General features: G+C 42.9%; 11 protein-coding genes. 2 read left to right on the top strand and 9 right to left on the bottom strand.

Annotated elements, in window-relative coordinates; genetic code table 11:
* Window position 1: 1 nt before the first annotated feature.
* The 7 genes from V7Q13_RS09135 to V7Q13_RS09110 all read right to left on the bottom strand — a co-directional run bounded on the left by V7Q13_RS09135 (window position 2) and on the right by V7Q13_RS09110 (window position 11,334).
* Window positions 2–4,399 carry a CusA/CzcA family heavy metal efflux RND transporter gene (locus V7Q13_RS09135; RefSeq protein WP_333800373.1) on the bottom strand — a complete coding sequence of 1,466 codons (4,398 nt, stop codon included), beginning with the start codon at window positions 4,397–4,399 and terminating at the stop codon, window positions 2–4.
* A gap of 237 nt (window positions 4,400–4,636) precedes the next feature.
* Window positions 4,637–4,954, bottom strand: coding sequence for a DUF6660 family protein (locus V7Q13_RS17420; protein WP_416440049.1), 318 nt, complete (start codon window positions 4,952–4,954; stop codon window positions 4,637–4,639).
* A gap of 45 nt (window positions 4,955–4,999) precedes the next feature.
* Entirely contained in the window at window positions 5,000–7,261 is a 2,262-nt protein-coding gene (locus tag V7Q13_RS09130; protein WP_333800372.1) for a DUF3987 domain-containing protein, read from the bottom strand.
* 29 nt (window positions 7,262–7,290) lie between these two features.
* The gene (locus tag V7Q13_RS09125; RefSeq protein WP_333800371.1) at window positions 7,291–7,590 is read right to left on the bottom strand and encodes a helix-turn-helix domain-containing protein; all 300 of its coding nucleotides are present in this window, start codon (window positions 7,588–7,590) and stop codon (window positions 7,291–7,293) included.
* An 87-nt stretch (window positions 7,591–7,677) separates the two neighbouring features.
* Window positions 7,678–9,156: a hypothetical protein gene (locus V7Q13_RS09120; protein WP_333800370.1), complete on the bottom strand. Its 1,479-nt coding sequence runs from the start codon at window positions 9,154–9,156 to the stop codon at window positions 7,678–7,680.
* Complete coding sequence (locus V7Q13_RS09115; RefSeq protein ID WP_333800369.1) at window positions 9,153–10,376, bottom strand: site-specific integrase; 1,224 nt, start codon at window positions 10,374–10,376, stop codon at window positions 9,153–9,155. Before V7Q13_RS09115 ends, V7Q13_RS09120 begins: the two co-directional genes overlap by 4 nt.
* A gap of 265 nt (window positions 10,377–10,641) precedes the next feature.
* The gene (locus tag V7Q13_RS09110) at window positions 10,642–11,334 is read right to left on the bottom strand and encodes a GNAT family N-acetyltransferase (RefSeq protein ID WP_333800368.1); all 693 of its coding nucleotides are present in this window, start codon (window positions 11,332–11,334) and stop codon (window positions 10,642–10,644) included.
* Between the two features lie 465 nt (window positions 11,335–11,799).
* Here V7Q13_RS09110 and V7Q13_RS09105 point away from each other — a divergent pair, with 465 nt between their 5' ends.
* Together V7Q13_RS09105 and V7Q13_RS09100 are read left to right on the top strand one after the other, a co-directional pair.
* Complete coding sequence (locus tag V7Q13_RS09105; protein ID WP_333800367.1) at window positions 11,800–13,332, top strand: carboxypeptidase-like regulatory domain-containing protein; 1,533 nt, start codon at window positions 11,800–11,802, stop codon at window positions 13,330–13,332.
* Between the two features lie 126 nt (window positions 13,333–13,458).
* Window positions 13,459–13,860 carry a PPC domain-containing DNA-binding protein gene (locus V7Q13_RS09100; protein ID WP_333800366.1) on the top strand — a complete coding sequence of 134 codons (402 nt, stop codon included), beginning with the start codon at window positions 13,459–13,461 and terminating at the stop codon, window positions 13,858–13,860.
* Between the two features lie 6 nt (window positions 13,861–13,866).
* Here the strand turns inward: V7Q13_RS09100 and V7Q13_RS09095 are convergent, their stop codons facing one another.
* Entirely contained in the window at window positions 13,867–14,532 is a 666-nt protein-coding gene (locus tag V7Q13_RS09095) for an SGNH/GDSL hydrolase family protein (protein WP_333800365.1), read from the bottom strand.
* Window positions 14,533–14,574: 42 nt separating this feature from the next.
* On the bottom strand, window positions 14,575–15,018 hold the full coding sequence (locus V7Q13_RS09090; protein WP_333800364.1) for a hypothetical protein: 444 nt from the start codon (window positions 15,016–15,018) through the stop codon (window positions 14,575–14,577).
* Between the last annotated feature and the right edge of the window lie 29 nt (window positions 15,019–15,047).

Raw genomic sequence — 15,047 nt, 5'->3', positions numbered from 1 at the left:
TTTATTGGTTTCCTTTTAAGTAGTTTAACAATATGATGGACTGATTGAACTGGTTTATGGCATCTGTGTATTGCAGTTTTGTATTGATAGCGGTCTGTAGATTTTGGATATACTCCATGTAACCTATTTCACCTTTGTTATATGCCGTATTTGAAATACGGATAATATCATCTGCCTGTTTCAAACCTGTGGTTTCGTAGTATTGCAGTCCCTCTTTTGCTTTGAGATATTCATTGTACTGCATAAGATAATTGCTTTGCAGGTATAGCAGCGTTTGCTGTTTCTCTGTTTCAATAGCTGTAGTGTTTATTTGTGCTGCTTTTATTTTTGCCTTTTGAGCACCAAAAAATAAAGGCACGCCAATGCCTACCTGAAAACCTGCTATCCGTGTACCATTGAAATAATCACGGTTGATTTTTGCAGGGTCAAAACTTTTGATTAGCATTTGATGAAAATAACCCACATTCAAATCGGGTAATAGTTTGCTTTTTTCAACTTTAACCTGTGCTGTATTTACATTCAGTTTTTGATTGTAATACTGTATTAAAGGATTTGATTGTAAAGCAGCCGTATCAGCCATAAAAACATCAGGCAGTTTTGCCAACTCATTTTCTTTGGGGATAATTTGTTCCGTAGTGTTCACCCATTTTTGCAATGCCAGTTGATAACTGTTTACGGAAGTGTTTGCCTGTTTTAACTGCAACTGGTTTTCTTTATACCTGCTTTCAGCCTGCATCTTTTCCAACTGGTTTGTTTCACCGGTATTGAAACGCAGTGTAGCCCTTTTTAAGAAATTGCTGTATATGCTATCCTGCTGCTGTAACAGTTTTACTTTTTGCAAGCCATACACAAGATTGTAGTATGCTTCGGTTACTTCTTTTATTATTTCATTCTGTGATAGCGTCTTTGATTTTTGTGCTAATAAAGTTTCCTGTTTCAGTAATTTGTTTTGATTGGCATATACTGTAGGAAATGCTATGGTTTGAGTAATGCCGATGCTGTTGTCAATGTTGCCTCCACTGGTGGGGTCTTGTGTGAGTTGCAGGTTTGTTTTATCAGGATTGAAGCCTGTTTTTTGCAGTGCTTGCGATTGCAGAATATTTAGGTCTGCCACTTTCATTTGCAGGTTATTCTTTAATGCTACATCAATGCACTCCTGCAATGTTTTTTGATTGCCTTGTGCATAAGATTTTTCTGCAAACAAACTGATGAATATAAACAGCAACAGTACAGCCGTTGTATTGCCGGGTAGTTTTACCTTCTTCATTTTATTTAATTTGAAATTGATTTTAGTATTGAATAGGATGTATAGTGCCGGCAATACCAATAAGGTTAAAAATGTGGCTGTTATTAAACCGCCAATAACTACGGTTGCTAATGGCTTTTGCACTTCGCCACCTGCACCTGTAGAAAGTGCCATAGGCAGAAAGCCTAATGAAGCAACTGCTGCCGTCATTATTACCGGACGCAACCTTACTGCTGTTCCTTTTCTTACTCTTTCGTATATGTCGGTAATGCCTTCCTCTTTTAACTGGTTGAAATAACCTATCAGTACAATACCATTTAACACTGCAACACCAAATAAGGCAATGAAACCAACACCTGCAGAAATACTGAATGGCATTCCCCTTAACCACAATGCGATGATGCCACCAATGGCAGATAATGGTACGGCTGTAAATATGAGGAAGGATTGTTTTACACTTTTGAATGTGATGTAGAGCAATACTAAAATGAGCAATAAGGCTACAGGAACTGCAATGCCTAATCTTGCTTTTGCTTCATTCAGATTTTGAAACTGACCGCCATAAGAGTAATAATAACCAGCAGGAAGTTTAAGATTTGCATCTAAAATAGGTTGTATTTCTTCTACTGTACTTTCAACATCACGACCATGCACATTGAAGCCTACAAAAATTCTGCGTTGCCCATCTTCATGACTTATTTGTGCCGGAGCCGTTTTAAATGAAATATCTGCTACCTGGTTAATAGGCACTTTATTTCCAGATGGCAATGGCACATAGAGATTTTCAATGTTACTGAAATCTTTACGCAAATCTTTTTGTAACCGCACCACCATATCAAATCGTTTATCCCCTTCAAACACCACACCTGCAACATTTCCTGCAAAAGCAGTTTTCAGCACCATGTTTACATCGCTGATGGTTAACCCGTATTGGGCAATTTTATCACGATTGTATTCCACCTGTATTTGAGGCAGTCCACTTACTTTTTCTACGAAGGGCTCACTTACTCCTTTTACATTTTTGATAAGCCCTGCCACTTTATTTGCCTGTGCACTCAGGATTTCCAAATCGGAACCATAAATTTTTATTGCCACATCCTGTTTGATGCCTGTAATGAGTTCATTAAAACGCATCTGCATAGGCTGTGTTATTTCAACATTAACCCCCGGCAAAATACTTAGGGCTTCTTCCATTTTTTCCATCATTGCCTCACGGGTATTTGCCGATGTCCATTCTTCTTTCGGCTTCATGGAAAGCATCATATCGCCTCTTTCGATGGGCATAGGGTCGGTAGGTATTTCTGCACTTCCTATCCTTGTTACCGCCTGTCTTATTTCGGGGAATTTATCCTTTAATATTTTTTCTGCCTTGCTGAATGTTTCTACCACCTGTGTTAATGATGTACCTTGTTCCATCCTTATTTCAACAGTGAGGTCGCCTTCTTCCAATGTGGGTATAAACTCACCACCTAAGCTGTTAAAGAGTATTAAGCTCCCTGTAAACAGTACAACCATTACAAGCACTATAGTTTTCTTCCACCGTAAAGCCCAATTAAGCATTGGTGCATAAAGTTTTTGACAGAAGGCAATTATTCTGTCAGAAATATTTTTTTTATGTGCAGTCTTTTTACTTAGAAATAAGGCACTCATCATGGGTACATACGTTAATGAAAGTATGAATGCTCCTAAAATTGCAAAAGCAACTGTTTGAGCCATTGGCTTAAACATTTTACCTTCGATACCTACTAATGCAAACAGTGGCAGGTAAACGATTAAAATGATAATTTCCCCAAATGCAGCACTACTTCTAATTTTTGATGCTGCTTCAAACACTTCATCATCCATTTGTGATTGAGAAAGTTTAGGTACACCGATATGGTGATGCTTGCTCATATAAATTCTGTGAACGATTGCTTCTACTATGATTACTGCACCATCTACAATTAACCCAAAGTCAATAGCTCCTAAACTCATCAAGTTGCCACTTATACCAAAAAGATTCATAAGTATAACAGCAAAAAGCATGGCTAAAGGAATTACAGAAGCTACAATAAGACCCGCCCTTAAATTACCTAAGAGCAATACCAGTATAAATATTACAATCAATCCTCCTTCAATCAGGTTCTTTTCTACCGTACCCATTGCCCTGTTTACTAATTCTGTACGGTCAATAAATGGTTCTATTACTACACCTTCAGGTAATGATTTTTGTATTTGTACCATTCGCTGTTTTACGTTGGCAATTACCTGTGCAAAGTTTTCGCCTTTGAGCATGAGTGTAATACCTGCCACTACCTCGCCCTCACCGTTTCTTGTAACTGCTCCGTAACGGGTGGCAGTACCAAACTGTACTGTTGCTACATCACGGATTAAAACGGGTATTCCGTTTACATTCTTCACCACAATTTTCTCAATATCACTCAACGATTTTACCAATCCCAAACCACGAATGAAGTAGGCATTGCTTCGTTGCTCTATGTAGCTGCCTCCGGTGTTTTCGTTGTTGCTCTCTAATGCTTTATAAATTTCAGGAATGGTAATATTCATTGCATTGAGCTTTTCGTTATCCAAAGCAATTTCATACTGCTTTACATAGCCACCCCAGCCGCTCACTTCTGCTAAACCCTCTGTACCAGCTAACTGCCTGCGGACAATCCAATCCTGAATAGTACGCAAATCAGTAGCGGTGTATTTGTTTTCATATCCTTTTTTTGCATGAATGATGTAGTGGTATATTTCGCCTAATCCAGTAGTGATAGGTGCTAACGAGGGTTCACCCAATCCTTTCGGAATTTGTGCTTCTGCTTCTTTAAGCCGTTCATTTATCTGCTGTCTTGCCCAGTAGATGTCGGCATTGTCTTTAAACACAATAGTGATTACCGAAATACCACTACGACTAATGCTCCGCTTTTCAATTACATTGGGAATGTTGGCCATTGCCAACTCAACCGGAGTGGTAATGAATTGTTCTACTTCCTGAGCACCCAATGTTGGGGCTTGTGTAATTACCTGTACCTGGTTGTTTGTGATGTCGGGCACTGCATCAATAGGCAACTGTATAGCGGATATAACGCCCCAAATAATGAGAGCCAATGTAAAAGCTCCCACTACTAATTTGTTTTTTATGGAGAACTGAATTACTTTTTGAAACATTGATTTTTTCTATTTGGTTATATACCTGAAATAATGAACAATCCTCTCCGCAATGGCTGCTAAAAGAATGACACAACACAGGACTATAACAATGAACTTAATTACTCTTATTGCCAATGGCTGCTTAGCCTTTTTGGACTTTTTTACTTATGCCATTATGGAATGGGAAAAGGATAAATTAAAAATGCAGCACAGGCCTATTCAACGGCAATGCAGAAAATTCAATAAAAGATGTAATTAGGCTATTTTAGGCGGTTGCCAAATAGAAAAAGAAACCTCTGTAGAAAAGGAAGAATTATAAATAGGATATTTCAGGGATTGAAATACCGCTGTGGCTATATTGTTATGAGCAACAGGCTGGTAAAAAGCGGATGGCGGACAATGGGAGCAACTGCAAAAAGGAGTACACGCTTCGTCTGTATCTTGTGGATGTTGATGCTGTGAAGTAACAGAAAATTTTTGCTCAGCCTTTATATTACACTCCTGTCTATCAATGCACGGAAGGCATGACAGCACCAAAAGGTAAATGCTCATTATAAAGGCAAAAAATTTCATTGCGGCGAAAGTAAGCAAAGAAATGAAAGGTTGTTGCCCTTACTTTCAAAATTGCAAACTACACTTTTGATATGAACCAGCCTTTAGTTTATACAAGGTTTTACCAGTGGCATTGTGCAGGATTTCATCCACTGTACGGGCAGAAAGCTGAAAGAGTTTGGCAGTTTCAACGGCTTGCTGACGGCTAAAGCCCTGGGGCAAAGCCTCAAAAAATTTGCGTTTACTATCGCCTTTTTTGAACTGGGTGGCTTCGCTTTTTTTGGGCAGGTTGTTGAACATGAGGAGGCTGTGCTGCAGGTAGGTTTGTACTATGGCCAACGCATTCTGAAAGTCTTGGTCGGCGCAGTACATTGTCGGCGTTATTTCGGCGTTTTCCGCTTTGCGCATGGCCGTGAAAATCATGCACAGCCTGAAAAGTACCAGGCCCAACCTGAACACCACGCCTGCTGCATCTTCACCTGTGAAAGTGGCGACATCGGCCAGAATACCTGCGAAAGCAGTATTGAGCTGCTGCCACTGCTGGGGAGAAAGCTGCACTTCGGTGGGCGATAGTTCGAGGAACCCAATCATGGCCAACACGTCATCGGCCAGTTGGTCGAAGTGATCATTATATACAATGGTTTGGTTGTTGGGCGAAGGGTCCTGCCAAACCAGTTCATTTTTGAACGCATAGAATAAAAAGCGGCTAAAGAGACCGTCTTCGGCCGAAGCGATGAGCCGGGGTGCCTGGGCTGGTGTGCCTGATAGGGCCACAGCCAGTCGAGGGTCGTTTATTTCAATGTATTCGTTGTTGGTTTTGCGAGTGAGGGTGATTTTCTCGTGATGAAATGCTGACCTAAGGGCGGGGGAATAGTCGCCCCAATCCTGTTTTTTGGCTCCACTCATGGTGTCGGCCTCGGTTTCGCAAATGATACCCTGCCCGCCATTGTTTTGGAGGTGTTCAATCATGCGGGCATGTGAACTGTCGGCCGGAATGAAAACAATGCGAAATGGCGGTGTGACAGGTTTTTCTGGTGGCGGATCGCCTTTGCGTCGCTTATTGAGCTGGAGCTTGTAATCGGCCATCTCGGCTTCATGGCGGGATTGTTTCTCCCGGCTTGCCGCCAGTACCTGCTGGTGGTATTTGTCGGCCAGGCGTTTGGCATTTTTCAGCACGCCTTTACCACTGGCAGCCGGTGCTATGATGAAGGTAAAAAGGTGCGGGTGTACTCTCTCCTGATGGTAGATGCCGGTGACTTTGGGCAAACAACCGCTGAGGATGGCGATAGCACCCGTAAAGAATACATCACGTTTGCGCCGATCGCAGAATGCAGCTGCGCCCGCCGCCAGAATGCCAGGTAGTGTGTCGAAGATTTCATCCGGCAATGTTGGGGTTGATTTCAGGTAGTCCTCATTGACATCATTCTCTGGAACATGTGTATTAGTTTGCTGAGTTTGCAGCTTTGCAGTGTTTGCATAACGGGCAAATTCGGCACTATGGTGCGCATAGGCGCTTTTTACGGCTTTCTGAATTTCCTGATCAGGTAGATCAAAATGTTCAGCAATAAGATCAGCAGCATCCAGCTGAGGTATGCCTGCACGGTTACAGTTGGAAGCAAGTAGATAGACATAATTATTACGGTTGCCATCCTGGTAAGTGGCTTTTTGATTGGTGAATAGAATTTGTTGTTGGAAAATGAGCAGGTATTGATCAGATGAACATGGAGTGTTTGGCTTCATAGCTGGAGGCTCGAAATGCTTTTCAGGCAAGGCTTTACTTTCAGACAATCGAAATTTCTGGTTGTAGATATTGTGGTACAAGCCAGGGTCCCAGCTTACAAAGCAGAGGCGGGTGATGTCTTTGCATTTTTCGTCGGCTTTGAGGCCTGTTAATTTTTCATAGTAATGCAGGACATACTGGTAGGTGGTCTCATGTTGTTCGGGGCCGGTATCCACTTCGGCAAACACTTTGAGGCCATTGCCACTGGGGCTGATAAAAGACAGATAGGTATGAGGGTCTGCTATCAGGACCTCAAAGGCTTTGGAAAGGGTGTCGGGGGATAGTTTGTCGAAGTCGAGATGGATGTACCCCGAATACATGTCGAGCTGTGTGCTCAGTCTTTTTTCGTTGAAAACACCGGAGGGCGTGAAGGCGGGCAGTTTTTGCTTGAGGCGTTGCGCTTCTTCTTTTTTGCCCTCTGCTATGCGCATACGGATTTGTGATACCTCTTGTTTGTAGGTATCTGCGGAGAGGCGTTTTGCCAGCATGATAAGCGATACTTTCTCGACGGGTTCGCTGAAGTTTTTCCAGACGGTACAAGTAGCCATGTTGAAGATTTGAGTGAGTGAACAATGGATTACTTGCGGCCACGGATAACGAGGTCGGAGGCGTCTGATTCGGGATCGTCGGGAGTAGCCTGGCGATTGCGCTGGAGCCAGTTGTCGAGCTCCATGCGTTTGAAGTACAGCTTTTTGCCCTGCGGGCAGAAGTGAGGCACCTGCTTGGTAGAGGTTAGCTTATAGAGATGAGAAGGGCTAACGTCGAGGTACTTACAAGCCTCATTGAAGTTGAGGACTGTTTTCTGGAGGAGGTTCTGCTCGTCGAGCTTGGAAGCGATTTCGGTGAGCTTTTCGAGGATTTGAGCATTGTCTGTCATTGCTATCAATTTTTTGCGGTGAAGAATTGATAGCAAAAAGAGCAAACAAGAAGAGGGTGAAATAGAGGTGACGTCACCTCACCAAAATCACCATTTCATTTTGGAGATATCATCATCGTAATTGGGCGGTTTTTTAGAGAATTTCTTTTTGGTTGTACTTGTACTTGCATCCTTGAATTGAGTAAATAATAAGTGAAGGCATTGTATCCAAGAATCATGAATGGGACGTGTGCCTAATAAATTTGAATGAAGCAAGTAAAATGTGTATCTGATAAACTCAGCCGAGATATTGGTATAAGGAATTGGATTGATTTCACTTGGTAAAAAATCCTTCTCTACAAGGAAAAAAACGACGTCAATCATGTACTGGAATTGTACATCACTCATTATTTTATCGCCTTTGCGATTTACACCTTTAAGTATGCGTAGGTGCTCATATGCGATTTGCTTTTTCTGTTCGATTGTCTTTTGCGGTTTTTCTTTTTTGGGACCTGTTACGGCACTGTCGGTTGCAAACAACTGACTAGCATTTAACAAATAGACCTTCTGTTGATTTTTTAGCCAGGACTTAATCTGTGCCGGAATAGATTGTATGTGTGTATCTTCTTCCAAAATATATTCGAGGTTAGACAGAGCCATATTGATAACCTCTAGTTTTTCAAATCCATAAGCATGGGCGTTGATGCTCTTTGAAAGTTCACTTTTCTTTTTTTCAATGGCAGCAGCAATTAAATCCTGATTGTTGATGGTCTCATTGATGATCGTAGAAGATTCGGTTTCGTTTAAGAAAATCGCATTGTGAATTTTCGAGAGTACCTCAATCACTTTTTTGGGAGCTGTATGGTATTCTTTTAGCAGCGATAAGTAATCATCTTTTGTTGCTGTACCGCAATTGATCAATATCGAAAGTTTGTGCTCAAAGTATTGGGCTGCCGGAATGAGCAAGTTTTGATTGTATTCTTCCCGCAGGATGTTCTGAAAAAAGAACTTGGGGTTTATTCTATCCGTCAGCTCATGTCGAAATACATTTTGCAACTCAAAGAACAAGACTACCATTAAGTACTTGGCCACATATAAGGCATAATGCATTGGATTCTCAGAGGCGTTTGGAATGCCATGCATGCCTTGCTCTTTCAGCTCTTCAGATAACCTAATTGTGTTCGATTTAATGCTATCGAGTAACAACTGAACTTTATACTCCCGATGAACAGGATTTAAGGGCATGAATTTGATAATCGCCACATTAAATATCCTAAGTGTTTCCTGCAAGTACAGCAGGTAATAAAAATGCGAATAGGTGTTTTTATGGTTGGGTAAATCTATCTGATAAAAATGGGGGATAAGCGGATTTGCAGTTGAGAGCTTTTCTTCATTGAGATACTTTAACAACTCAGGAAAATGACGTAAAAGTGTTGTGAGCTGTTGGTAAAGCTCAAGGGTATTTTTTGGGGTATACTGCGTTGCTTTCTGTAATGCATGGACCGTTAAATCATCGAAACCTTCATTTGTATTGAATGCGGGTCTAAGATTTCCATTCAATATGCTGGTGAGTATGGTAATTTTCATGTGAGGTCTGTGAGTAGGTTGGCGTATTGAAGTTTCACATCGTCAGTAAAGCTATCAAGATAACTCTCAGTTGTTACTAATGAACTGTGCCCCAGCGATTCTTTGATGAACTCAGTAGAAACGCCTTTGCGTTTGAGGACCGTGGAGAATGAGTGACGAGCTGCATAGGTGCCGATTTTCTGGTCTATTTCGAGTTCTATGCGGATGAGGTCCATGTGCTTGTTTACCCACTTGATGAAACGCTGGCACCGGTGTTTGATGGTTACTGGTGATAAGCCTTCTTCCAGTACCGGGAACAGGTAAGGGTTTGCCGGGTTTTCATTGCGTTGGCGCTGGATGATCTCCACTGCTTTTGGATTGAGGCCAACCCGAATGGGGCGGAGGTCTTTCTTCTTGGTGCGTTTTGTTTTGGCTCGTATGAAGTGCAGGTAATCGCCTGAAATGTTTTCTGGTTTGAGCTCAATAATGTCGGCAAAGTTCATGCCGTTGCAGAGGTATGAAAAGAGCCAAAAATCGATGGCTTTCTGCTTATCGGGTGAAGTGGCCTGATAGGTCAGCAGCTTGTTGAGGTCTTTTTCTGACAGGGCTTTCTTGACATTTCGGCCGGCAGGTACCTGGTACTTTTTGAAGGGGTAGCGTTCGGCAGGAAATACATTGGCATCAATAGCCTGGTTAATGATTGCCCTCAGCTGCCGCATGTAAATGCCCACCGTGCTGATGGACTTGCCATCTTTGAGCAAATAGCTTTCATAATCGTGCAGAAAGGCTGGCGTTACATCGTGCAGGCTGAGGTGTTTGCGGTAGCCCTCGATAGAATTGAGCGTGGTTTTGTAAGAAACTGCAGTGCCGATTTGCCCTTTGGCTTTGAGTAGGTCGATGTAGTTGTCAAACCATGCTTTTAAAGCGGTGGAATGTCGGCCTGCAGTTTTGTCGAAGAAAGCCTCCTCGAATGCCACGAATGAGAATGGCTCCAGGCGGGCAATGACTTTTTCTGCTTTGGCTAAGATGTCGGCCAGCCCTTTCTTAACCTTCTTGAGTTCTTCATCCCGCAGGTTTGGGCTGTTGATTTTCTCCCACTCCGCTTTGGTGGCATGGAAGCGGGTAGCATAGCGCTTCTTATTGGGTTTGTGGTAAAGGTTGAGTTTGATGAGGCATTTGCCGTCATCGTTGGGTCGGGAGGCGTCGAGGAAGAAGCTGACGGAGGTGTTGAGTGTAGGCATAGCTGAGGTCACATTTGGGTAATGTGACCTCAAATGTGACCTGAAAGATACGAAATAATGCTAAATAATGTAGTAATAAAGGAAAGAAAGGGGAAGATAAATATTGATAATCAATATGTTAGAAAATAACAGAAAACAAGAGAAGGGATAATGCTGTGACTGTTAATCAGAGGGTCGCTGGTTCAAGTCCAGCAGGGGGAGCGAAAAGAAAAAAGGTCGTACAAGCTTGTACGACCTTTTTTGTTGCCCGTTTCAGAGGGCAATTTTAGCCGGACTGTTTTTCTACAATCGCAAAAAAGATATGTCTGTTGAGGCGGTAGCCCAGTTGCTGATACACTTTGAGTGCTGGTACGTTGGTAGTAAGGCTGTGCAAAAAAGGCACTTCGCCACGATGAATAATTTGCTGACTTACCTGCGATAAAATATACCTGGCCAAGTGCCTGCCGCGATAATCGGGATGGGTGCAAATGGCACTCACTTCTGTATAGCCCGGTACTTTCAGGCGTTCGCCGCCCATGGCAATGAGCTGGTCGCCATCAAACACGCCTACATAACCACCAAACTGTATGGTTTGTGCCAAAAAAGGACCCGGCTTGGTGAGAGCTGTTAGTGCCAGCATTTGTGGTATATGCTCTTCGGTAAGTGGTATCAATGTATGTTCTTGAAAGGTGGGTTGAAAATCCACACAAATCATTTGGTACAAGGGCACAGTTAAATGAACCTGCAAAGTAGCAGGAATGATGACTGGGGTTTCTTGCATGAGGTACATGCGCCGCTGTGCAGGAATGTTTGCTTCAAAATGATGCAGCGCCGCTGCATCCCAGTTTTCCATGCCTGCAAATGGGGCTACATCCGGCGCAAAAAAACGAAGCTGTTGGCTACCTGCATTCAAATGCTGCTGCACGGTGCCAAGAGCATGCCATACGGGGTTGGCCAAACTATTGCCGAGTGGATGCATGTAGAGGTATTGAAGAATTCAGATGATTGGATGCTTGCACAAAGCGTCCTTTTTTTGTTGCCATTGGCATGCAATCTTCGTTTGCAAGCTACTGGAATTGCCTGTTTATTTGGTAACGGTTTCTATATTACTTTATTCGCTTTTACTAAATGCTGCTTGTGTTGCTTTGCGCTGTAGCATGTACTATTTACAACAAAATAAAGTGCAATTTTTTGATGGTGTGCTTGCAAAAGCACAACCCTGAATACTTCTCTTTTTTTACAAGGGAATACAGTGCCGTTTACAATGAATTTTTCGCTTTGTAGTACATGTACTACAAGCCCGTAAACATGAGCTTTGCCAGCTTATACCTGCAAAAGTTTTAATATATTTATACAGTCTTACAACAGACTTGATTACCTCCTTATCTGCATCAGTTCTTAAGGGATATTCAGGTTTATTTCCTGGTGAAATAAAACGACTGAAATGAGAACGACAATGGTTAAGCCCGGCACATTTTTGCTGGCAGTATTGCAACTTTTTTTCTTCCTTTTTTGGGCAAAGCCAAACAGTTATGCAAGCATTACCATAACCGTAAACGGACTGGCCAATGGTGCTTCAATGGCACAAGGAGCTCCGTTTACCTGGAATATTGGTGGCCTGCAAAACGGCGCCGTTGTGTACAATGAATTGTGGGTAGATGTAAACAGCAACGGTGTAATAGATGCCGGCACCGACTTTTTGTTTGTGGGCTTTCCACAGCGGGATGGCGATCCGGGATCAGATGGACCCGGCGATGATGATGCTATTGCCAACGGCATCATTACTACAACCATTGCTGGTATGTACTTTCCCGTGTCTTACTATGTGTTTAAAGTAAAATCAGGAACCGATTCGGCAACCTCTTCTTATCAGGAAACAGCTATGTCGGCGCCAACGTATAGCGTAAGCGGAAGGGTAACGCAAGGAGGTGTAGGCAAAGCCAACGTAGCAGTAGCTGTACAAACAGACAACAACGGCGAATTTTATGCATTCACTACGGCTACCGGTTATTATACTGTCAATACGAATCTTGTAGCGGGTACCAATGTAAACGTTCGTATTCCTGTTGATGCTTTTAATAGCCAGCTAATGGGCCTAATTGTTACACCCGGAGAAGTGCAATTCAACCTGTCGGGCAATTTATTCAACGTCAATTTTACAGTGCGAACCGGAACGGTTGTAACAGGTAGAGTTGTAGATGCACAAAGCAATCCCATAGCAGACATGCAAGTACAGATTTATCCTGACGGTGGCGGAAATGGATACGATGGAAGAACAGATGGCAATGGACGCTATTACATTAGCGTAGACGTTGGTAATTATGTAGTGCAGTTTGGGAGTAATGAGGATCCGAAAGGATACATCAAAACTTATTACAACCAAAAGCATGTAGGTTGGATGACCGATTTAGTGCAGGTAGCATCTGGTGTGGATACCGTTAGAAACATTAATGCAACGTTGCACAGAGGTGGAGTTATCATGGGTACGTTTATAAAAGACGGTGTACCAGTAAGAGGAAACATTACCGTATTCGATTACAATAATCCTGGCAACGCTCTATACGAAACCTGGCACGACAATACCAATCCCTATTATTATCTCATAGTGCCACCCGGTACTTACAGTGTGCAGTTTAATTTGGAGAACGGGCAATCGCAGTGTTACTACAATCAAACATGGTTTTCACCCGGCAACTCCGTAACCGTAACCTCTATATCAGATACGGCTAAAAATATTGATGTCAACTTTTCTACCCTGCCAAAAGTGTATCAATTTTTAGGCTGGGGCGATTGGAACAATCCTGGCAATTGGCAAAACAATCAGCTGCCACCGGCTACATTGCCTAAGGGCGATTACATCATCATCAATGGTGGTCAGTGTACACTTAACGGATCACAAACAATTTCTATCGGCGCTTACCTGGTAGTAAGGCCAGGTGCAACATTGCAAGTCAACGGAAATTTGATACGACAATAAACTATCATGTTTGTACAAAGCGGTCGCCACTCAAAAAGGCGACCGTTCTTTTTGATAGCTGCTGCTGTAGTCTGCGTTTTCAGCAGTAGCTTGCTGCAGCATTTTTTCTACCAATACTTATGGCGTATGTTACAAATACATCCTTTTCGATTGAAACCCGGCGAAGATTTAAAGGCAGGTATTGAGGCCTATGTGCAACAGCATCAGCTCAAAGCTGCATTTGTGATCACCTGTGTAGGCAGCCTTACGCAGTACCATCTCCGCATGGCCGATCAGCCAAAAGGAGAAAAGAAAAACGGCCATTTTGAAATTGTAAGTCTTGTAGGCACCTGCAGCATAAATGGATCGCATGTACACCTCAGTATCAGCAACGAAACAGGTACTACCATTGGTGGCCACTTGCTACATGAATGCTTTGTATACACCACTGCAGAAATAGTATTGGGCGAAAGCACCGAACACGTATTTGTGCGGGAAAATGATGGCACTACCGCATGGGAAGAACTGCAAGTGAAAACAAGGCAATAGCAGCGTTTACAAACCCAGTGCTTTCATCATGGCTTCGGCTACCAGTTGGTTGCCGGTATCATTCAGGTGCACCCGGTCGTAGCTGAGCTGGCCTTTCTCCTGATTGTTGGGGTTGTTGGCTTCATTGTACGATTGCCAAAATGCACGAAGATCCACAAGCTTCAATTGGTGCGCAGCAGCCAGTTGACGAATAGCATCTGAATACTTGTTCAAATCAGCATCCTGCGGATTGGCATTGCCCTTGAGCTCACCAATACCCGCTGGTGTTACCAGTATCACTTCAATGTTTTTTGCTTTCAGCTTGTTGATGATGGCAGTATAAAATTTGCCAAACTTATCATAGTCGGTACCTGTTTGGCTGGTGGCTTTGTGCCACACATCGTTTACACCTATGTAAATGAAAACGATATCCGGATTTTTGTCGAGCACATCTTTTTCCATACGCAGGTACAGATCGTATACCTTGTTGCCGCCAATGCCGGCGCCAATCAATTCATATTGGTTGCTCAGTTTTTTTTGCTCCAGCATTTGCTGCATGCGCCAAATGTAGCCGCCATTGTTTACGCCCATTTGGGTGATGGAATCACCAAAAAAAACAACCTTCTTTTTGGTTGCGGGCAGCCAGCTAATCATCATACACAACAAGGCAAATAAGGCAACAATGCGTTTCATAGTACTAGTAAATTAGAATGGAGCAAGCTACCGAAAAATGCATCAACCTTTGCTGTCTTTTAGCACCAGTAGTTTGTAAAAACGCAGCAGCTCATCCAGCTCTTGTTTGCTGAGTGGTGTATGCGTTTCATATTTTGCTTTGAACAACAACACAGGTTTGTGTGTCGGATATTTTTCGAGTATGCTGGCAATCACAATGCGTACCGGCAGGCTTTCTTCATGAATGGGTGCCGAAGTGGGTGCTTCCGATTTTTGGCGCACCGGCATTTTTTGAATGATGGCTTGCAAAGTGGCCAATTTGCCTTCGGGCATGTTGTGCACTTTCGAGGCTTTGTGCATCAGGCCTTCCAGCTGCTTGCGGGTAAGAAAGCCCCGCTCCTGATACTGCTGCAGCAGGCTGGCCGCAAATGGCGAATGCGGAAATGTACGCACCGTGATGCGTAAAATATCCAGTATAACATCCACTCCTTGTTTCTGCTTGTCCATGTGTATGCGGCAAATAACATATAAACTGG

This window comes from Phnomibacter sp. (genome assembly GCF_036803085.1).
Taxonomy (GTDB): Bacteria; Bacteroidota; Bacteroidia; order Chitinophagales; family Chitinophagaceae; genus Phnomibacter.
The sequence above is the reverse complement of the archived record's forward strand: the minus strand, read 5'-3'. Positions and strand labels throughout refer to the sequence as shown.